Annotated in this window: 17 protein-coding genes and 4 tRNA genes; 3 read left to right on the top strand and 18 right to left on the bottom strand. The window is 56.7% G+C overall.

Annotation, left to right across the window (positions count from 1 at the left end; genetic code table 11):
- The first annotated feature begins 16 nt into the window (after positions 1 to 16).
- The gene (gene hemX / locus CWM61_RS26200) at positions 17 to 1,198 is read left to right on the top strand and encodes a uroporphyrinogen-III C-methyltransferase (protein ID WP_074387411.1); all 1,182 of its coding nucleotides are present in this window, start codon (positions 17 to 19) and stop codon (positions 1,196 to 1,198) included.
- A gap of 3 nt (positions 1,199 to 1,201) precedes the next feature.
- Positions 1,202 to 2,398 carry a protoheme IX biogenesis protein HemY gene (gene hemY, locus CWM61_RS26195; protein ID WP_061156196.1) on the top strand — a complete coding sequence of 399 codons (1,197 nt, stop codon included), beginning with the start codon at positions 1,202 to 1,204 and terminating at the stop codon, positions 2,396 to 2,398.
- A 462-nt stretch (positions 2,399 to 2,860) separates the two neighbouring features.
- Here the strand turns inward: hemY and CWM61_RS26190 are convergent.
- The 18 genes from CWM61_RS26190 to trxA all read right to left on the bottom strand — a co-directional run bounded on the left by CWM61_RS26190 (position 2,861) and on the right by trxA (position 18,019).
- A tRNA-Pro gene (locus tag CWM61_RS26190) sits at positions 2,861 to 2,937 on the bottom strand.
- A 42-nt stretch (positions 2,938 to 2,979) separates the two neighbouring features.
- Positions 2,980 to 3,066, bottom strand: a tRNA-Leu gene (locus CWM61_RS26185).
- A gap of 23 nt (positions 3,067 to 3,089) precedes the next feature.
- Positions 3,090 to 3,165 (bottom strand) — tRNA-His (locus CWM61_RS26180).
- Positions 3,166 to 3,220: 55 nt separating this feature from the next.
- Positions 3,221 to 3,297: transfer RNA gene (locus CWM61_RS26175), tRNA-Arg, on the bottom strand.
- A gap of 102 nt (positions 3,298 to 3,399) precedes the next feature.
- Positions 3,400 to 4,785: a bifunctional threonine/serine APC transporter ThrP gene (thrP, locus tag CWM61_RS26170; protein WP_100632176.1), complete on the bottom strand. Its 1,386-nt coding sequence runs from the start codon at positions 4,783 to 4,785 to the stop codon at positions 3,400 to 3,402.
- 205 nt (positions 4,786 to 4,990) lie between these two features.
- Positions 4,991 to 5,731, bottom strand: coding sequence for a lipopolysaccharide N-acetylmannosaminouronosyltransferase (gene wecG, locus CWM61_RS26165; protein ID WP_100632175.1), 741 nt, complete (start codon positions 5,729 to 5,731; stop codon positions 4,991 to 4,993).
- Positions 5,732 to 5,742: 11 nt separating this feature from the next.
- Entirely contained in the window at positions 5,743 to 7,089 is a 1,347-nt protein-coding gene (gene wzyE, locus CWM61_RS26160; RefSeq protein ID WP_061156199.1) for an ECA oligosaccharide polymerase, read from the bottom strand.
- Positions 7,086 to 8,162: a TDP-N-acetylfucosamine:lipid II N-acetylfucosaminyltransferase gene (locus CWM61_RS26155; RefSeq protein ID WP_100632174.1), complete on the bottom strand. Its 1,077-nt coding sequence runs from the start codon at positions 8,160 to 8,162 to the stop codon at positions 7,086 to 7,088. Before CWM61_RS26155 ends, wzyE begins: the two co-directional genes overlap by 4 nt.
- Complete coding sequence (gene wzxE, locus CWM61_RS26150; RefSeq protein ID WP_100632173.1) at positions 8,159 to 9,409, bottom strand: lipid III flippase WzxE; 1,251 nt, start codon at positions 9,407 to 9,409, stop codon at positions 8,159 to 8,161. The genes CWM61_RS26155 and wzxE overlap by 4 nt, the downstream gene beginning before the upstream one ends.
- Before the next feature lies 1 nt (position 9,410).
- Positions 9,411 to 10,541, bottom strand: a complete 1,131-nt coding sequence (gene rffA, locus CWM61_RS26145; RefSeq protein WP_061156202.1) for a dTDP-4-amino-4,6-dideoxygalactose transaminase — start codon at positions 10,539 to 10,541, stop codon at positions 9,411 to 9,413.
- Positions 10,542 to 10,545: 4 nt separating this feature from the next.
- The gene (gene rffC / locus CWM61_RS26140) at positions 10,546 to 11,220 is read right to left on the bottom strand and encodes a dTDP-4-amino-4,6-dideoxy-D-galactose acyltransferase (RefSeq protein ID WP_100632172.1); all 675 of its coding nucleotides are present in this window, start codon (positions 11,218 to 11,220) and stop codon (positions 10,546 to 10,548) included.
- A 27-nt stretch (positions 11,221 to 11,247) separates the two neighbouring features.
- Entirely contained in the window at positions 11,248 to 12,510 is a 1,263-nt protein-coding gene (gene wecC, locus CWM61_RS26135; protein WP_074387417.1) for a UDP-N-acetyl-D-mannosamine dehydrogenase, read from the bottom strand.
- Positions 12,507 to 13,637: a non-hydrolyzing UDP-N-acetylglucosamine 2-epimerase gene (gene wecB, locus CWM61_RS26130; protein WP_008807966.1), complete on the bottom strand. Its 1,131-nt coding sequence runs from the start codon at positions 13,635 to 13,637 to the stop codon at positions 12,507 to 12,509. Before wecB ends, wecC begins: the two co-directional genes overlap by 4 nt.
- A 56-nt stretch (positions 13,638 to 13,693) precedes the next feature.
- A complete protein-coding gene (gene wzzE, locus CWM61_RS26125; protein WP_061156206.1) occupies positions 13,694 to 14,740 on the bottom strand; it encodes an ECA polysaccharide chain length modulation protein in 1,047 nt (348 codons plus the stop codon).
- Positions 14,741 to 14,753: 13 nt separating this feature from the next.
- Positions 14,754 to 15,857, bottom strand: coding sequence for a UDP-N-acetylglucosamine--undecaprenyl-phosphate N-acetylglucosaminephosphotransferase (gene wecA, locus CWM61_RS26120; protein WP_061156207.1), 1,104 nt, complete (start codon positions 15,855 to 15,857; stop codon positions 14,754 to 14,756).
- Positions 15,858 to 16,097: 240 nt separating this feature from the next.
- Positions 16,098 to 17,357 carry a transcription termination factor Rho gene (rho, locus tag CWM61_RS26115; protein WP_002883293.1) on the bottom strand — a complete coding sequence of 420 codons (1,260 nt, stop codon included), beginning with the start codon at positions 17,355 to 17,357 and terminating at the stop codon, positions 16,098 to 16,100.
- Positions 17,358 to 17,443: 86 nt separating this feature from the next.
- Positions 17,444 to 17,545, bottom strand: coding sequence for a rho operon leader peptide (locus CWM61_RS30255; protein WP_049245627.1), 102 nt, complete (start codon positions 17,543 to 17,545; stop codon positions 17,444 to 17,446).
- Between the two features lie 144 nt (positions 17,546 to 17,689).
- A complete protein-coding gene (gene trxA, locus CWM61_RS26105) occupies positions 17,690 to 18,019 on the bottom strand; it encodes a thioredoxin TrxA (RefSeq protein WP_002883224.1) in 330 nt (109 codons plus the stop codon).
- Positions 18,020 to 18,361: 342 nt separating this feature from the next.
- On the opposite strand from trxA, the gene rhlB reads away from it, so the two are divergent.
- Complete coding sequence (rhlB, locus tag CWM61_RS26100) at positions 18,362 to 19,627, top strand: ATP-dependent RNA helicase RhlB (RefSeq protein WP_074387418.1); 1,266 nt, start codon at positions 18,362 to 18,364, stop codon at positions 19,625 to 19,627.
- Positions 19,628 to 19,728: the final 101 nt, after the last annotated feature.

Genomic DNA, 19,728 nt, shown 5'->3' with positions numbered 1-19,728 from the left:
AACATTGGAAGCCATAATGACGGAACAACAAAATCAATCCGCCGTGGTTGAAGAGACCAGGGAGGCCGTGGAAACCACACCACAGCCAGAAAACAATGATAAGAACAAGGCTGGCAACAAAACCAGCCTGGCGCTCAGTGCGATCGCTATCGCCATTGCGATAGCCGCCGGCATCGGCCTGTATGGCCTGAACAAACAGCAGGTCACGCGGCAAAACGCAACCACGTCTGAGTTATCAAGCCAGCTTGCGGCACTGCAAAAAGCGCAGGATAGCCAAAAGAGCGAACTGGAAGGCATTATCAAACAGCAGGCCGACCAGCTGAGCCAGGCCAAACACGAGCAGGAAACCCTGACTAAACAGCTTGATGAGTTGCAGCAGAAAGTCGCCGTGATCTCCGGCAGCGATGCCAAAACCTGGCTGCTGGCCCAGGCCGACTTCCTCGTCAAGCTGGCGGGACGTAAGCTGTGGAGCGATCAGGATGTCACCACCGCCGCCGCGCTGCTGAAAAGCGCCGACGCCAGCCTCGCCGACATGAACGACCCCAGCCTGATCGGCGCCCGCCGGGCCATCACCGATGACATCGCCACCCTCTCCGCGGTGAGTCAGGTGGATTACGACGGCATTATTCTCAAGGTTAATCAGCTGGCAAACCAAATCGACAACCTGCGGCTGGCCGATAATAACGATGACGATTCGCCGATGGATTCTGATAGCGATGAGCTCTCCAGCTCTATCAGCGAATGGCGCGTCAATCTGCAGAAAAGCTGGCAGAACTTTATGGACAGCTTTATCACCGTGCGCCGCCGTGATGAAACGGCAGTCCCGCTGCTGGCGCCGAATCAGGATATCTACCTGCGGGAAAATATTCGCTCCCGCCTGCTGGTCGCCGCGCAGGCGGTGCCACGCCATCAGGAAGAGACCTGGAAACAGTCACTGGATAACGTCTCGACCTGGGTACGCGCCTACTACGATACCGAAGACGCGACCACCAAAGCCTTCCTCGACGAGGTGGATAAACTCAGTCAGCAAAGCATTACCATGACGGTACCGGAAACGCTGCAGAGCCAGGCGTTGCTGGAAAAACTGATGCAGACCCGGGTGCGCAACCTGATGGCGCAGCCCGCCGTCACCGCGAGCAGTGCGCCCTCACCCGCGCCTGCTGCACCGGCCGCCCCTGCTGCGCCGCAAGGAGAGTAACGCATGCTGAAAATTCTTTTACTCTTCGCACTGTTGATCGCCGGGATTGTGCTTGGCCCGATGATCGCCGGGCATCAGGGCTACGTCCTGATCCAGACCGATAATTACAATATCGAGACCAGCGTGACCGGGCTGGTGATCATCCTGATCCTCGCCATGGTGGTGCTGTTCGCCATTGAATGGCTGCTGCGCCGCATTTTCCGCACCGGGGCGCATACGCGCGGCTGGTTTGTCGGCCGTAAACGCCGTCGCGCGCGTAAGCAAACCGAGCAGGCGCTACTCAAGCTGGCGGAAGGTGATTACCAGCAGGTTGAAAAACTGATGGCGAAAAATGCCGATCACGCCGAACAGCCGGTGGTGAACTATCTGCTGGCGGCGGAAGCGGCCCAGCAGCGCGGCGATGAAGCGCGGGCTAACCAGCACCTGGAGCGCGCCACCGAGCTGGCGGGCGATGACCTGATCCCGGTGGAAATCACCCGCGTTCGCCTGCAGCTGGCACGTAATGAAAATCACGCCGCGCGCCATGGCATCGATAAGCTGCTGGAAATTACTCCGCGTCATCCGGAAGTGCTGCGCCTCGCCGAACAGGCATACACCCGCACCGGCGCCTGGCAGTCGCTGCTGGACATCATTCCGTCGATGGCGAAAGCTAACGTCGGCGATGAAGAGCACCGCGCCGCGCTGGAACAGCTGGCCTGGATTGGCCTGATGGATAAAGCGCTGGCCGACGGCGGCAGTGAAGGGCTGCGCGAATGGTGGCGCAACCAGAGCCGCAAAACGCGGGCGCTGGTGCCGCTGCAGGTGGCGATGGCCGAGCGCCTCATCGAGAGCGACGATCACGATACCGCGCAGCAAATTATCATTGATGGTCTGAAGAAACAGTATGATGACCGTCTGGTGATGCCGATCCCGCGTCTGAAGACCAATAACCCGGAACAGCTGGAGAAAGTGCTGCGCCAGCAGATCAAAGCCGTTGGCGACCGTCCGCTGCTGTGGAGCACCCTGGGCCAGTCGCTGATGCGTCATGGCGAATGGCAGGAAGCCAGTATCGCCTTCCGCGCCGCGCTTAAGCAACGTCCGGATGCCTTTGATTACGCCTGGCTGGCGGATGCCCTGGATCGCCTGCATCAGCCGGAGGAAGCGGCCACTATGCGCCGCGATGGTCTGCTGCTGACGCTGCAGAATAACCCTCAGCCGTAACCTGCCGTTGCTATCGCCTCTTGCGGGGCGATAGCCCCTTCTTCCCCGCCTTCGCATTGACGGATCCCTGAAAGAAAAAAACGCCTGCGCTGAAATCAGGGCAGGCGTTAAAACAGGTCTGTTTGACAACAAATTGGGTGCTTCACTCAACGTAATGTCCATGGTGTTTGATGAGGCATAAATGCGACATCTGTCAGTGGACGATAAGCACCGTAAGAACGGCTCTGCATCATTCCGGAGTTTATGAGGCACAAAGGCGAACATAAGAGATGGAATGAGCATCTACCCGATTATTATCGCACAGGATCCAGGGAAATTGCATCTACCACAGTGATGAATTGAGATTTTTCCTGACGCGTATTCTTAAGCAAAGAGAAGTTTTTTTATCAGCAAAATCAGGGAAATAAGTGATGGCAGGAAGTGACAGAAAACAAAAAACCCCGCCGAAGCGGGGTTCAAAATTGGTCGGCGAGAGAGGATTCGAACCTCCGACCCACTGGTCCCAAACCAGTTGCGCTACCAAGCTGCGCTACTCGCCGAAATACTGCTTTTTGAATTTTTAGTTCAATTCGTTAAAGTCGTGGTGCGAGGGGGGGGACTTGAACCCCCACGTCCGTAAGAACACTAACACCTGAAGCTAGCGCGTCTACCAATTCCGCCACCTTCGCAAATTCACAACTCTATCAAATAATGGGGTGGCTAATGGGATTCGAACCCACGACAACTGGAATCACAATCCAGGGCTCTACCAACTGAGCTATAGCCACCACTGCAAACCTTTTACGCGGTATTAAAACCACCGCAGCTCCAGCACCGGGTTAATGGTGCGCCCGACAGGATTCGAACCTGAGACCTCTGCCTCCGGAGGGCAGCGCTCTATCCAGCTGAGCTACGGGCGCTTAGCGCCGTTGCGGGGTCGGATAATACGGACTTCCTACCCCGCTGTCTAGTGCCTTTTTAAAGAAAATTATCGTTTGCTCATGCTTTGTTCGTTTTGACGCTTATTCAGCCGGATTATTGACTTGCCCCTGTCTTCCGAGGCCAAACACCTTATAAATCAGGGTGACGGCAACCAGGAAAATAATGCCGACAAAGAGCGACATCCGGGTTTCATCATTCAGCCCCATCCCTACCAGCACACAGATCAGGAAGGCCATGGTGAGATAGTTGGCCCACGGGAACAGCAGCGAACGGAACGGATGGCTGGCGATTGCCGCCTGATGTACGCGGCGGAAACGCAGCTGGCTAATCAGGATCACAAACCATGGCACCATCCCTGGCAACACGCTGGCGCTGTAGACATAGACAAACACCCGCTGCGGATTAGGAATGATGTAATTCAGGCAGGAGCCCACCAGCAGGATCAGAATCGACAGCGCCACGCCGACGGCCGGAACGCCGTTGCGCGATACCTTACCGATCGCCGCCGGCAGTTGGCGGTTCTTCGCCAGGGCGTACAGCATACGTCCACAGCTGTACATCCCACTGTTGCAGCCGGAAAGCGCTGCCGTCAGCACCACGAAGTTGATAATTCCCGCCGCCGCGGTAATACCGATTTTGGCAAACGTCAGTACGAACGGGCTGCCGTTGGAGCCGATTTGATCCCACGGGAAGATGGTGACGATAACGAAAATCGCGCCCACATAGAAAATCAGGATCCGCCACAGCACTTTGCCCACCGCGCTGCGCAGGGTCACCTGCGGATTTTTCGCTTCACCTGCGGTAATGCCGATGAGCTCTACCCCCTGATAGGACGCGACCACGATGCACAGCGCCGTCAGGAAGCCCTTCCAGCCGCCGGCAAAGAAGCCACCATGTTCGGTGAGATTACCAAAACCAATGGAGTGCCCGCCGTTGCCAAAGCCGAAGAAAATGACGCCCAGCCCGACAACGATCATCACGATAATGGTGGTGACTTTAATCATGGCGAACCAGAACTCGATTTCACCATACAACCGGACTGCCGCCAGGTTAGCCAGCGCCACCAGCCCCACGGCAATCAACGCCGGGATCCACTGCGCCATCTCCGGGAACCAGAACTGCACATAGACCCCGATGGCGGTAATCTCCGAGATCCCCACCGCCATCCACATAAACCAGTAGGACCACGCGGTCAGGTAGCCGAAGAAGGGGCTCATATAGCGATGCGCATATACCGCGAAGGAGCCAGTGACAGGCTCAAGGAACAGCATTTCGCCCATTGAGCGCATAATGAAAAAGACGAACAGGCCAGCGATAATGTACGCCAGCAGCACGGAAGGCCCAGCCCACTTCAACGTACTGGCCGCCCCCATAAACAACCCCACGCCAATCGTCCCGCCAAGGGCGATCAGTTCAATATGCCGGGCCTCCAGTCCACGCTGGAGTTCCGCTTTTTTCTCAGTCATATATCCTCTTGTGTTTGCCGTATTCCGGGTACTCCCGGTTATTGTTATTAACTGAAACCATAGCCTTGCCGACGCGCAGGTCTCCCCCGCGCGTATGAAGCCTGCGAATGGTTAATTAATTTTGAGGAAATGGCAAATAAAGTATCAGGCGAGTGAAGAGATTACACAGAATATGTATGCAAACTCGCCTGGTTGCAGTGGAATATCAGAGCTTGCCGGTATAATGCCAACGTAAATAGCGCAGTAGACGGAACTGTCTTTTGATGCGGCTCGGCTGCAAAAGCAGGCGATAGAACCACTCCAGCCCCAGATCCTGCCAGAACTTCGGCGCCCGATGGACGTGTCCGGTGAAGACATCGTAAGTGCCGCCGACGCCCATATACAGCGCGTGCGGGTACAGACGCCGGCAGTCGCGCATGAAGATCTCCTGGCGCGGCGACCCCATCGCGACGGTGACGATTTTCGCCCCGCTGTCGCGAATGCGTTCGAACAATGCCTGGCGCTGCTCAGGGGCAAAATAGCCGTCCTGGCTGCCAACGATATTCACCTGCCAGCGCTGACGCAGCCTGGATTCTGTCTGCGCCAGGACCTCAGGTTTACCGCCAACCAGAAACACCGGTGTCCCTTCGGCGCCGGCGCGCTGCATTAACGCTTCCCAGAGATCGGCCCCGGCGACGCGGGACACCTGGGCCTGCGGGTATTTTTTGCGCAGCGAACGCACCACGCTGATGCCATCCGCATACTTAAACTCCGCCGCCTCAATCAGCGCCCGAACCTCCGGGTTATCTTCTACGGCCAGCATTTTCTCGGCATTAATGGCCACCAGCGTTCCCTCCCGGAGCGCGCCGTCGGCATACAAATAATCCAGAGCGTGCTGCATATCGCGCCAGCCTATGAGCTGCAGCCCTCTTAACAGGTACAACGGCGCGGAAATGGTCCCAGTCATGTCCATCCTTCTCAGACTTGCGGTTGCGAAAGCGGTTTTACGCGCTTATGAATCAGTCCCACGCTATCCAGGAACCAGTACAGCAATTTCGCCGCCAGCAAGCAGATACCAAAGATCACGAGGAAAAACACCACGCGGGAGCCGAACGAATCCAGACCCTCGCGCGCCAGCACTATCATGTTGAAGATAGCGCCGAAACAGAAACTGTGCAGGATAGCCGCTTTGTAACGATTGCTCTCCCGGTTGCCCAACTCATACAGCCAGTCGAACCATTTAATAATCAACCCTACCGCCACAGCGCCCAGCGGCACAAACCAGACGCCGCCCATCACCACCAGAGAGCCAATCAGCGTCGGCGAAATCGCCAGCCCCGAATGGTTGTTTAACACTTCCCAGGTGAAGTAGTTGGCGGTATTCAGCACCATCGTCGGACGACCGTGCCACATCCAGCTGGGGATGAAGACGTAGAAGTCGCGGATCATCGGCGCCAGCCCCTGGAAATCGATCTTGTCGTAGTTCTGCAGCAGCAGCGCCAGGTTTTCCCACGGCGAGAAAGTATCGCGCGTGAGATAGAGGAAAGTATAAAACGCTTCGTCGCCGCTGACGTTCATCCCGTAGCGCTTCAGCGCCAGCCAGAACATGCCGACAATGCCCAACACGCCCGCCGCCGCCAGCATCCACAGGCTGATCCAGCCGCGAATAATGCCGATAAACAGGAAAATAGCGAAAGCGATGATGATATTGGCCCGGGTACCGCCGACGATGGCGTAAGTCAACAGACCAAAGGCGACGGTGCTGACGAGGAAGAAGATCCACGCCTTATAATCCTGGCGCAGAAAATAGACCACCAGCATCGCCGGAATAAAGAAGTAGAAGAAGCGCTTCAACGCCACACCGGAGACTTCGGCAGAGAAGATCTGGCTGTAGGAGTTGAGCTTAAACAGCAGAAAGCCGTTGTGGGCGAAGAAGATGCCGACGCACAGCAGCGCCAGCCCCATCAACATTCCCCACGCCAGATGGGTTTCCACCCGGTTCATGGTAAACAGCGGGCGATGCGCAACCTCGCGTGACGCTGGGCGCAGCCGCGTTTTATAGGTCACGTAGTAGACTGCGTAGAAGCATACCGCGATCAGCAGCGTCTGCAGCAAAATCTCCGGCGGCGCTACGCTGACGTCAAAGCGGAACACCAGAATACTGGTCAGCGGGAAGCCGAAGAAAAAGGTCAGCAGAAACAGCAACGAGAAAAAGACGTTGAAGTTGAAGCGTACCCGGCGGAATTCAAACCAGGTCGCGGTGGCGATAAACAGCGTCGACAGCAGCCAGACCACCAGCAGCCCGCTAAATTGCATTAACGTCATGCCTGCCCCTCCGCCGCTAACCGTAGCGCCCGCTGCCAGCCCGTCAGATAGTTCGGCCGGAAGAAGGCGATAGTAGATTTATCCACGCTCGCCAGCTGACGCTGCGCTTCGCGCACCACGCTGACGTCCAGCGCATCGCTGGTGAACAGCACCGGCACATGCTGCTCGGTCATATCCTGCCAGAACGGGTTTTCCCGGTTGAGCACGCAGGGAATGCCCGCCTGAATCAGCAGGCACAGGGTGCCGATCCCTTGCTGGCGCGCAAACAGAAAATAGCCCAGATCGCAGCGGCGCAGCAGCGCCAGATAATCATTAAATTCAAGCTTCTCGCTGAGGATCTGCAGATGCTCACCGCTAAATAGCGCCGTCCCCGCTTCGCGAACCTCGTTGATATAGGCGTCATTATTCGCCGGATAACCCATCGGCACGATGACGTTTACCGTATCGCCAAACTGCTGATGGATAGCCTTCAGCGCGGCAATATGTTCATTGCTGCGATCCCCGGAGTTGCCGACCAGAATGGTCAGGGTATCACCGCGCGGGGCGTTCTCGGCCAGGGTATTCAGCGCCGGATCCATACGGGTCGGGAAGTAGAGCAGTTCGCCGGGAACCCGCGGATGGCGGTTAGCGAACCAGCTAAGATCGCCGCGGGTGGCGAAAACGCGCCCTACTCGCCCCTGCGCCATGCGGCGTAGCGGATAGAACAGGCGAAACTTCAGGCTGGCAGAGTTTTCATACAGATCTGCCCCCCAGATATGCCAGTTAAACTGCGACGGGCGGATGCCGCCACTCAACAGCGCCAGCCACAGCCCGGTATTAAACTGGCCGTGGAAGAAAAAGCGCTGCTGGCGGTTGGCTTTCGCGGTGGCAATCACTGCCTGCGCCAGCGCTTTCTTTCCTCGATAGCAGGTGATGTCCAGTGCCGGATATCCATCACGCACGCTGGCCTCATCACCGACGACCAAAAATCTCCGCGCCTGCGGGTCGGCGGCCAGTTCGTCGTTAAAGAACCGCAGTACGGTCTGGTTGTGGTGCGGGATATCCGATCCCAGTACATGTATCAGTGCTGTCATGCCCGTTTACGCCAGAGTAAAAACACGCCACTACAAAGGGCGAAATAAACAATATAAGTGGCCATATACGCCTGCGCCGCGCCAATTGCGCCGTGCGCCGGAATAAGCCAGTGTGAGAATGCGGTCAGCAGTGTGAACTGGCTGATTTCCGTCAGAATATAAAAACGCAGTGACGCTTTGGCGATCACCAGATAGCCGTAAACGTAGGCGCCCACTTTTAAGACGTCGCCCACCAGTTGCCAGGCGAACAGGTCACGCATCGCGGTAAAGCGATCGGAAAACAGCAGCCAGATGGCAAAATCGCGCAGCAGCCAGACCGTCAGGCTCGCAGCCGCCACCGCCGGCAGAACGAATTTCAGCGACTTGACAATCTCGCGGGTGATATCCGTTTTGGCGCTCAGCCGCGACAGCGTCGGCAGCAGATAGACGCTAAAGGAAGCGGTAATAAACTGCAGGTAGGCATCGGAAATGCTGCTCACCCCCTGCCAGATCCCGACCGCTTCCCAGCCGTAATGTGCCGCCAGCAGATTACGCATCATCACATAGGCCACCGGCAGCGTCACCGAGGTTATGAGCGCCATCAGGGTAAATTTCGATAGCTGACCCGCCAGACCGTTATCCCAGCGCGGACGCAGGGCACTCAGCGGAATATTACCCCGCCGCCAGAGCATGATGCCCGCCGGGACCACCACCAGCGCCGGCACTAACGCCAGCCCCAATAGCGCCCCCTGGTAACCCCCGAAGTAGTAACAGGCGTAATAGGCCGCGACGCCAATCAGGCTCCCGGCAATCAGCGAGAAGGCGTTACCCGCCGCATCGCGAAAGCCTTTCATCAGCGCCAGCAGGAAGTTCGCCCAGGCGATCCCCATCTGCACCAGCGCCACCAGGCGTACCAGCCCCTGATAGTGCGTATGGCCGAACAGCCCCTGGCTTATCGGCGCCGCCGCCAGTAAAAACACCAGCGCCAGCAGCGTGGAAAAGCCAAGCACCATAGCCGACGAGGTACCCACCACCTGTTTCAGACGTGGGGGATCGTCGTGATGCTGAGCCACCAGCTTCGTGACGCCGTTAAATATCCCGGCCCCCGCCAGCACGCCGAGCACGGTGACCAGCTGCCGGAAGTTACCGGCCTGGCCAACGCCCGCCGGCCCAAACGAGACGGCCAGCAGCTTGACGACCAGCAGACCGGCGCCGATTTTGACCAGCGTCGATGCCGCCGTCCACAGTGAGGCTTTTGCTAACGACATATCAGGAGAAATAGCTCAGCAGCGAGTTAATCACCGTCCGCTGGTTCACCAGAGAGAGATTGTAAAATAGCGGCAGGCGCACCAGGCGCTCGCTCTCCTGGGTGGTGTAGCGGTCTTCACCGTGGAACTCGCCGAAGTGTTCTCCGGCCGGGCAGCTGTGCAACGGAATATAATGGAATACCGCGAGGATCTCCGCCTCTTTCAGCCAGGCGATCAGCCTGCTGCGATCCTCGATATCGCGCAGCTTAATGTAGAACATGTGCGCGTTTTGCCCACAGTCGGCCGGAATCGTCGGCAGTTCGATACGCCCGGCGCGCGCCAGCGGCAGCAGCGCATCGTGATAGTTCTGCCACAACGCCAGGCGCTGCTGGTTGATCCGCTCCGCCGCTTCCAGCTGCGCCCACAGATAGGCGGCCTGCAGGTCGGACATCAGATAGCTGGAGCCAATATCGCGCCAGGTATATTTATCCACCAGACCGCGAAAGAACTGGCTGCGGTTGGTGCCTTTTTCTCGAATGATCTCTGCGCGCTCCACCAGCGTGCGATCGTTGATCAACGTCGCCCCGCCCTCACCGCCAGCGGTGTAGTTTTTGGTTTCATGGAAGCTAAAGCAGCCGATATGGCCGATGGTGCCCAGCGCGCGTCCCTTGTAGGTAGACATTACCCCCTGCGCGGCATCTTCCACCACAAACAGGTTGTGCTTGTCGGCGATGGCCATGATGGTGTCCATCTCGCAGGCTACGCCGGCATAGTGCACCGGGACAATCGCCCGGGTTTTATCGGTGATGGCGGCTTCGATGAGCGTTTCGTCGATATTCATCGTATCGCGGCGGATATCGACGAAGACGATTTTCGCCCCACGCAGTACAAAGGCGTTGGCGGTAGAGACAAAGGTATAGCTGGGCATAATCACTTCGTCGCCGGGCTGGATATCCAGCAACAGCGCGGCCATCTCCAGCGAAGCCGTGCAGGAGGGCGTCAGCAGGGCTTTTGCCGTGCCAAATCGCTGCTCCATCCACTGCTGGCAGCGGCGAGTAAAACCGCCGTCGCCGCACAGCTTGCCGCTGTTCATCGCAGACTGCATGTAATCAAGCTCGGTTCCAACCACCGGCGGCGCGTTAAATGGGATCATGGGGTCACCTGTATAGCCAGTAGGCGGTGCTTTCCACGTTAGCACCGCTGAGAATATAACGTTTAAGCGCGGCGGTATTGCCCATCTGGGTCGCCACCCGCAATGTAGAAAGCCCGCGCGAGGCGGCCCAGTACCGCGCCGCCTGCATCAGTTGCGCCCCGGCGCCGCGCCCGGCCAACAGGCCAATACGCGCCTCGGTCGCGTTGAGCTGGCGCAGGGAGACAAAGGCGCGAATATCGCCCTCAGGATGGCGGTAAATCAGGCACTGATGATCGAAGGTGCCGCGCACCGCATTTTCAATCCACTGGGCATAGAAGCGGCGGCTGGCGTCGTCGGCGTACCAGGGCGCGCGAAAACGGCTCATGGCAAAGGCCTGCGCCGCCTGCTCGCGTAGTGGCGCAATATCCGCTTCCACGGCAACGTCAGCGCCCGCATCAGCAGGGTTGCCCACGGGTAGCACCAGATCGACCTCGCCTTCCACCAGCTGAAAACCCAGCTGCTGTAGCGCGTCCAGCCGGACGGTGTCACTGGCGGCCACCTTCGCCTGCACCCGCGACCACCCCGCCAACGCCTCAGACGTCAGCCGCGGCGCGCGCTCATCAAAGCGCACGATGGCGCTGTTAACGGCAAAGAAGCGGTTCTCCCACTCCAGGGGATCAATACTGGCGCGCAGAGGCATTGTATGAACCAGACGAGGGTAGGATTCTCACCGCCACACTCCTTTGGTGTCGATGATATACGCCTGGGTGACGCTATCGCCGCTAACGGCTTTGAATTCATTATGATCGACCAGCATCACCAGCACATCGGCGCTGGCCAGCGCCGCATCGAGGGTCGCCAGCGTACACAGGCCGTCGAGTTTCTTCGGCAGCGTGTGAATATTGGGCTCAACCACCTGCGTCGTGCCGCTGTGCCAGCGGGCAATCTGCGCGGCAATTTCCATCGCCGGGCTTTCGCGCAGGTCGTCAATATTCGGCTTAAAAGCGAGGCCAAAACAGGCGATCGTCAGTTCGCTGGCCCGTTTGTTGGTGGCATTCAGGCAGTCCGCCACCTGCGCTTTCACCTGTTCGATAACCCATTCCGGCTTATGGTCGTTGACCTCGCGAGCGGTGCGGATCAGACGCGCCTGCTGCGGGTTTTGCGCCACGATAAACCACGGGTCGACGGCGATGCAGTGGCCGCCGACGCCCGGGCCCGGCTGCAGGATATTGACGCGCGGATGGCGGTTTGCCAGGCGGATCAGTTCCCAGACGTTAATGCCCTGGTCGGCGCAAATCAGCGACAGTTCGTTGGCAAAGGCGATGTTGACGTCGCGGAAGCTGTTTTCCGTCAGCTTGCACATCTCGGCGGTGCGCGAGTTGGTCACCACGCATTCGCCTTCGAGGAAGATTTTATACAGCTCGCTGGCGCGCGCCGAGCAGACTGGCGACATGCCGCCAATAACGCGGTCGTTTTTAATCAGCTCGACCATCACCTGGCCGGGCAATACCCGCTCCGGGCAGTAGGCGATATTGACGTCAGCGGCGTCGCCCGCCTGCTGAGGGAAGCTGAGGTCCGGGCGCATCTCCGCCAGCCAGCCGGCCATCTGTTCAGTCGAACCCACCGGCGAGGTGGACTCGAGGATAACCAGCGACCCTTTCTTTAACGTCGGCGCAATGGATTTGGCCGCCGATTCGACAAACACCATATCCGGCTCGTGACGATCTTTAAACGGCGTCGGCACGGCAATCAGGTAGGCATCCGCCTCCACCGGGGTGGTGGTGGCGCTTAAATAACCCTGTTCGACCGCGGTCTTCACCACGCTCGCCAGATCCGGCTCCACGATATGAATTTCTCCACGGTTAATGGTCTCCACGGCATGTTGATTAACATCAACGCCGACCACCCGCTTCTGCCGGGAGGCGAACGCGGCAGCGGTTGGCAGCCCGATATAGCCAAGGCCAATCACTGAAATGGTAGAAAAACTCATAACGTTACCTGATTATTTTTAAGTGCAGACAAAATTCGACGACATGCTTCGCCATCGCCATAAGGATTATGCGCGCGGCTCATCGCCTGGTATGCGGCATCATCCTGCAGCAGTCGCGTGACTTCCGCCACGATGCGCTGGCTGTCGGTACCCACCAGGCACACGGTGCCGGCGGCCACCGCTTCCGGACGTTCGGTCATATCGCGCATAACCAGCACCGGTTTCCCAAGAGAAGGGGCCTCTTCCTGAATGCCGCCAGAATCGGTCAGGATCAGCCAGGCGCGATCCATCAGCCAGACAAATGGCAGGTAATCTTGCGGTTCAATCAACATCACATTGTCGATGTGGCCAAGAATACGGTTCACCGGTTCGCTGACGTTAGGATTCAGGTGAACCGGATAGACAATCTGCACCTCAGGGTGGGTATGGGCTATCTCCGCCAGCGCCTGGCAGATCTGTTCAAAGCCGAGCCCGAAGCTTTCCCGCCGGTGGCCGGTAACCAGAATCATCTTTTTACCGTGACTGATGAAAGGATAGCGCTGTAGCAGGGTCTCCCGTAGCGCTTCATCACCCAGAACCCGGTCCCGCACCCAGAACAGGGCGTCAATGACCGTATTCCCGGTAACCGTGATGCGACTGTCGGCGATATTTTCCCGCAGCAGATTCTGCCGCGAGGTTTCCGTGGGGGCGAAATGGTACGTCGCCAGATGCCCGGTCAACGTACGGTTGCCTTCTTCCGGCCACGGCGAACTTAAATCGCCGGTGCGCAGGCCGGCTTCTACGTGACCCACCGGTATCCGCTGGTAAAACGCCGCCAGGCTCGCCGCCATGGTGGTCGTAGTATCGCCATGCACCAGCACCACGTCGGGTTTAAACGACTCCAGGACCGGCTTCAGCCCCTCAAGAATGCGGCAGGTGATCTCGGTCAGCCCCTGCCCCGGCTTCATGATGTTGAGATCGTAGTCCGGGACAATAGAGAAAAGTTTCAACACCTGATCGAGCATCTCCCGATGCTGCGCGGTCACGCATACTTTCGCCTCAAAATGAGGATCCTTTGCCAGCGCATGGACCAGAGGAGCCATCTTGATGGCTTCCGGCCTCGTGCCAAATACAGTTAGTACTTTCACATCGATTCTCTTCGATTAGGCGATGAAGGTCATCTGCCCTTCACCACAGGCCGCAATCACAGGACACGACGACGCGATAACGCCACGCCTGCGCCGATGAGCGCACCCACAATCCCCCACATCACCATCAGAAATACTCGGCGCGGGCTATCGCGTTTTACAGGTTCTTCCGGCGTACGCAAATACCGGTAAGTCTGAAAACGCGGATCTAACGTTGGACCAACGTTCAACGTGCTCAGCATGGCGCGGTTCTGGTCGTAATCGAGGTCATATTCCGGCCCGACGGCCTGCAGGTTTTCCAGCCTGGCCTGCAGCATCGGCCTGCCCAATAAAAATAGCTCTGAATCCGGTAACTGATCGGCAGGAACATCCGTTTCGCTACGAGAAATATTGTGCTGCTGAGCCACCTTCAGCGCTTGCTCCACGCTGTGCGTCCGGCGATTGAAGATAGCCTCGGCCACCTCTTCCTGGCGCTTCACCTGCGCCTTCATTTGCACCGTCCGCGCCGCCCAGGCGCCTTTGAGTTCGTCGTTGAGATGGCCCGCTGACCGCTGGCTGGCGAAAGCCACATACTGACGCAACAGATTATTGGCATCCTGCCCGGTCTCGGCGGTCAGTTTGACGCTGTCGTTAATGCTCTTGGCCGCATCGCCTGGCATAAACTGGATATTGTTAATCAGGTCATCCAGCATCGCCGCATCCGCGCGGGCATTACCCGACTGACGCTGCTTGTAGTAGTCCGTTTGTAGCCAGAAATCACGCCGGGTATCCCATGAGGCCAGCTGCATGATGAACTCTTTATACGCTTCATCCATGGCGGAAGGCTGATCGACCGAGGCGAGGTCGGCTTTAATGTCCAGATTGCGTAAGAACTGCTGCTGGGAATAGTACCCTCCCAACATGTTGACAGTAGGCCGATCGGTGATCGCCGTGGCGCTCCACTCCTGGCGAGCAAAAAAGGTATATACCAGCACGATGGCGGCGAAGAGTACGGCGCCGCCGACTATCCAGCCTTTTCCTGCCCATAAAGCGCGAAACAGCCCGCGAATATCCAGCTCGTTCTCAACGTTCACTGCTTGTGCTCCCGGTAATGGTTGAGTCATCACATCCCCAGCTTTACTTGGTTAGTTTCGGATTATTGCCGCTGTGTCGCCGAATTCTGCGTCTGATGCGCTTAACCAGGCGCGCCACTTTCCAGGCGCGCTTAATACAGTAACCATAAAGGAAGAAGGCTACCAAAAAGAGAATTAACATCACCCATTCCGGCACAATGCGGGTATATTCCGCCGCGACGCCAACCAGCGCCAACAGAGCGGCGGCCAAGGTAATCAGGACGAACGCCTGGCGGGAAGTAAACCCGGCGCGCATGATCAAATGATGAATATGTTGACGGTCCGGAGAGAAAGGGCTCATGCCTTTGCGCAGGCGGCGATACATAATCGCCACCATATCCATCAACGGGATCGCGATAATCCACAGCGCGGTAACCGGGCTAATGGGATGTGTTTTACCTTGCGTGGTTTCCAGCAGGATCCAGATAATGGTGAAGCCAATCATTGTGCTGCCGGCATCACCCATAAAGACTTTATAGCGGCGGCCGAGGGCGCCAAGATTGAGAAGAATATAGGGCAGAATGGCGGCGATCATCGCGAAACACCACATCGCCAGGCTGTACTGACCATCAAACCAGAGAATGATCCCGGTCGCCGCAAAGGAGACCGATGACAGACCGCCGAGCAGACCGTCGATTCCGTCGACCATGTTAAAGGCATTGATGGCGGCCCACACGGCAAACAGGGTCAGGAAGAAGCCAAAGGGCCCCAGCACCAGCTCCCACGAGCCAAAAATAAAACCCAGACTACTCAGATGCAGATTCCCTGCCATCATCATAATCACGGCGATCGCGGCCTGAATGACTGCGCGAATTTTCACGCTGATATCGAATCGATCGTCAAGCGCGCCAACCAGCACCAATACCCCCGCGCAGGCCAGATACAGCGAGGCGTGAGGAATATAATAATCGGCGATGGCGAAGGTAAAACAGATGCCTGCATAAACTGAGATACCACCGACCAACGGAATCAACCCCTGATGCCGTTTGCGATAGTTTGGTTTATCCACTAACCCGATCCTTTTTGCCACTTTCCGCGCGACAAAAATAAAGAGGGTCGTGAATAAGAAAATACTGATTAATTCAGTAATAGCAGTGAGTAAATTCACAACGCATGTGCTCTCAGCATAGTTAATCCGGGAAGTATAGCGATGATGCCCCAACTCCAGAAGGGGAAAAGCAGAACATTACAAATTTATTGTATAGATTTTAGTCTGTTAAAGCTGTCTCCGCCTGCTATCCGGCGCCATTATACGACAACTTTCGTCCTGCTTTCTCTGTCTCTGGATCATACAAACCCAAAAATGAAAACGCCACGCAAAGGCGTGGCGTTTTTGGCTTTTTTTACCTTACGAGCGCTTCATCATATCGAAGAAGTCATCATTCGTCTTGGTCATCGCCAGCTTGTTAATGAGGAATTCCATCGCGTCGATCTCACCCATCGGATGAATAATTTTGCGCAGGATCCACATTTTCTGCAGCTCTTCCTGAGTGGTGAGCAGCTCTTCTTTACGAGTACCGGAACGGTTGTAATCGATAGCCGGGAAGACGCGTTTTTCGGCAATCTTACGAGAGAGGTGCAGCTCCATGTTACCGGTGCCTTTAAACTCTTCGTAGATAACTTCGTCCATTTTGGAACCGGTGTCGATCAGCGCCGTAGCGATGATGGTCAGGCTACCGCCCTCTTCGACGTTACGTGCCGCACCGAAGAAACGCTTCGGACGATGCAGGGCGTTGGCGTCCACACCACCAGTCAGGACTTTACCGGAAGCCGGTACCACGGTGTTGTAGGCACGCGCCAGACGGGTAATGGAGTCGAGCAGGATGATAACGTCTTTCTTGTGTTCAACCAGACGTTTCGCTTTCTCGATAACCATCTCTGCGACCTGGACGTGACGGGATGCCGGCTCGTCAAAGGTGGAAGCAACCACTTCACCTTTCACCAGACGCTGCATCTCGGTCACTTCTTCCGGACGTTCGTCGATCAGCAGCACCATCAGCACGCAGTCTGGATGGTTGTATGCGATGCTCTGCGCGATATTCTGCAGCAGCATGGTTTTACCGGCTTTCGGCGGCGCGACGATCAGGCCACGCTGGCCGCGGCCAATCGGTGAAGCCAGATCCAGTACGCGAGCGGTTAAGTCTTCGGTAGAACCGTTACCACGCTCCATCCGCAGACGAGAATTCGCATGCAGCGGCGTTAAGTTCTCGAACAGGATCTTGTTGCGCGCGTTTTCCGGCTTGTCGTAGTTAACTTCATTAACTTTCAACAGTGCAAAGTAACGCTCACCCTCTTTCGGAGGACGAATCTTACCGGAAATGGTGTCACCAGTGCGGAGGTTGAAACGGCGGATTTGGCTGGGGGATACGTAGATGTCGTCAGGGCCGGCGAGGTAGGAGCTGTCTGCGGAACGGAGGAATCCAAATCCATCCTGCAGTATCTCCAGTACGCCGTCGCCAAAGATATCTTCGCCACTCTTTGAATGCTGCTTGAGGATGGCAAAAATAATATCCTGCTTACGCATACGAGCCAGGTTTTCCAGCCCCATATTTTCGCCGAGAGTAATCAGCTCAGAAACCGGCGTATTCTTTAATTCGGTAAGATTCATAGTGGTGTGGGTTCTTAAACTCGGGGTAAATCTCGAACTTAATGTTGTGAATGGTATGGCAGGAACATCCATGCCTGTTAGCGGCTTCATCTCGTGTCTGTACGTTGCCTGGTCACAGGAAAGAACGCAGAACTGAAACGACAAGACGGAATGAGTGATAAGCCCGGAATTATTAGCCTCACGCGCATAGTCTGCGGGACGCTTTGGGTAAAACAAGATTCAAACAATAGGTATGTTTAAAACGAAGTCTGTGAATTAACTTAGCACGACTCCAGCCGGGCGTCCAGAGTTCCGCAAAAAATAGGAATCTGGACGCCGGACCAGCAATTCGCTTACGCCAGGTTGGCGTCGAGGAACTCTTTCAGCTGACCCTTGGACAGTGCGCCAACTTTAGTGGCCGCCACTTCGCCGTTTTTGAACAGCAGCAGGGTTGGGATACCGCGAATGCCGTATTTCGGCGCGGTGCCCGGGTTCTGGTCGATGTTCAGCTTAGCTACGGTCAGTTTGCCCTGATACTCTTCAGCGATCTCATCCAGAATCGGGGCGATCATTTTGCACGGACCACACCACTCTGCCCAGAAATCGACGAGGGTCAGCCCGTCAGCCTTGAGTACGTCCGTGTCAAAACTGTCGTCAGTCAGGTGAATAATTTTATCGCTCATATTTAACTCCACAGGAATAAGCCTGGTGTGTTGGTGTCGTAGCCATCAACGACGTGCTGCGGCCACGTTATGCACGCTATTCTTCAGGATACCTCAATTCTCTGAGCTGCCAACTGGCGCGATCCATCATGGACCCGCCCTTTGACGCCAGGGTCACCCGAACGCGAACTGCATGCTGCAGATTTATCGCTCCCGACTCGCTTAGTAGTCTAAGCTATCCTGGATTCGTTCAGTTACCGTAGACGTACCTTGAATAATTTCGTACACCGCCAACGAAAGGTTGACGTTATTTCACCGGATACGCTTTCTTAATGCAATAGTTAGCTGATATTCTACCACACTATGAGCAAAACACATTTAACAGAACAGAAGTTTTCCGACTTCGCCCTGCACCCGGCAGTCATTGAAGCCCTTGAAAAGAAAGGGTTTCATAATTGCACACCCATTCAGGCCCTCGCCCTTCCGCTGACGCTGGAAGGCCGCGATGTCGCCGGGCAGGCGCAAACCGGTACCGGTAAAACGATGGCGTTCCTGACGTCAACGTTTCATTATCTTCTCTCTCACCCGGCTATCGCCGATCGCCAGGTTAACCAACCGCGCGCGCTGATTATGGCGCCGACGCGTGAACTGGCGGTACAGATCCACGCGGATGCTGAACCGCTGGCGCAGGCCACGGGTCTGAAGCTGGGTCTGGCTTACGGCGGCGACGGCTACGATAAACAGCTGAAAGTGCTGGAAAGCGGTGTCGATATTCTGATCGGTACCACCGGTCGTCTGATCGATTACGCGAAACAGAACTACATTAACCTCAGCGCCATTCAGGTCGTCGTGCTGGACGAAGCCGATCGCATGTACGATCTCGGCTTTATTAAAGATATCCGCTGGCTGTTCCGTCGTATGCCACCGGCGACGCAGCGCCTGAACATGCTGTTCTCCGCGACCCTTTCTTATCGCGTTCGCGAACTGGCGTTCGAGCAGATGAACAACGCCGAATATGTCGAAGTGGAGCCGGAACAGAAAACGGGCCACCGTATTAAAGAAGAGTTGTTCTACCCTTCCAACGAAGAAAAAATGCGCCTGCTGCAGACGCTTCTGGAAGAAGAGTGGCCCGATCGCGCCATCATCTTCGCCAACACCAAGCACCGTTGTGAAGATATCTGGGGTCATCTCGCCGCTGACGGTCATCGCGTAGGTCTGCTGACCGGCGACGTAGCGCAGAAAAAACGCCTGCGTATTCTCGACGAATTTACTCGTGGCGATCTCGATATTCTGGTCGCAACTGACGTTGCTGCTCGCGGCTTACATATTCCGGCCGTGACCCACGTCTTTAACTACGATCTACCGGATGACTGCGAAGATTACGTTCACCGCATCGGTCGTACCGGGCGCGCAGGCGCCAGCGGCAACTCCATCAGCCTCGCCTGTGAAGAGTATGCGCTGAATCTGCCGGCTATCGAAACCTATATTGGTCACTCGATTCCGGTCAGTAAGTACAACCCGGACGCGCTGATGACCGACCTGCCTAAGCCGCTGCGCCTGACCCGTGCGCGCCCAGGCAACGGCCCACGCCGCAACGGCCCACCGCGCAATCGTCGTCGTTCAGGTTAAGAAATCTATGTCATACGCTCAATCATTCAGAATCGGCCAGGGCAACCTTCCCCTGGCAACCTGCTCAGTGATGTGGATCGGGCACAAGTGCCCCGCCGACC

It is taken from the genome of Klebsiella sp. K-Nf6 (assembly GCF_002806655.1).
Classification (GTDB): domain Bacteria; phylum Pseudomonadota; class Gammaproteobacteria; order Enterobacterales; family Enterobacteriaceae; genus Klebsiella; species Klebsiella variicola.
Note: the sequence above shows the minus strand (reverse complement) of the source record. Positions and strands in the feature narration are given on the sequence as shown.

Coding starts and splice junctions, on each gene's coding strand:
- hemX (WP_074387411.1), top strand. CDS start 17: ATGACGGAACAACAAAATCAATCCGCCGTGGTTGAAGAGACCAGGGAG.
- hemY (WP_061156196.1), top strand. CDS start 1,202: ATGCTGAAAATTCTTTTACTCTTCGCACTGTTGATCGCCGGGATTGTG.
- thrP (WP_100632176.1), bottom strand. CDS start 4,785: ATGACTGAGAAAAAAGCGGAACTCCAGCGTGGACTGGAGGCCCGGCAT.
- wecG (WP_100632175.1), bottom strand. CDS start 5,731: ATGACTGGGACCATTTCCGCGCCGTTGTACCTGTTAAGAGGGCTGCAG.
- wzyE (WP_061156199.1), bottom strand. CDS start 7,089: ATGACGTTAATGCAATTTAGCGGGCTGCTGGTGGTCTGGCTGCTGTCG.
- CWM61_RS26155 (WP_100632174.1), bottom strand. CDS start 8,162: ATGACAGCACTGATACATGTACTGGGATCGGATATCCCGCACCACAAC.
- wzxE (WP_100632173.1), bottom strand. CDS start 9,409: ATGTCGTTAGCAAAAGCCTCACTGTGGACGGCGGCATCGACGCTGGTC.
- rffA (WP_061156202.1), bottom strand. CDS start 10,541: ATGATCCCATTTAACGCGCCGCCGGTGGTTGGAACCGAGCTTGATTAC.
- rffC (WP_100632172.1), bottom strand. CDS start 11,220: ATGCCTCTGCGCGCCAGTATTGATCCCCTGGAGTGGGAGAACCGCTTC.
- wecC (WP_074387417.1), bottom strand. CDS start 12,510: ATGAGTTTTTCTACCATTTCAGTGATTGGCCTTGGCTATATCGGGCTG.
- wzzE (WP_061156206.1), bottom strand. CDS start 14,740: ATGACTCAACCATTACCGGGAGCACAAGCAGTGAACGTTGAGAACGAG.
- rho (WP_002883293.1), bottom strand. CDS start 17,357: ATGAATCTTACCGAATTAAAGAATACGCCGGTTTCTGAGCTGATTACT.
- CWM61_RS30255 (WP_049245627.1), bottom strand. CDS start 17,545: ATGCGCGTGAGGCTAATAATTCCGGGCTTATCACTCATTCCGTCTTGT.
- trxA (WP_002883224.1), bottom strand. CDS start 18,019: ATGAGCGATAAAATTATTCACCTGACTGACGACAGTTTTGACACGGAC.
- rhlB (WP_074387418.1), top strand. CDS start 18,362: ATGAGCAAAACACATTTAACAGAACAGAAGTTTTCCGACTTCGCCCTG.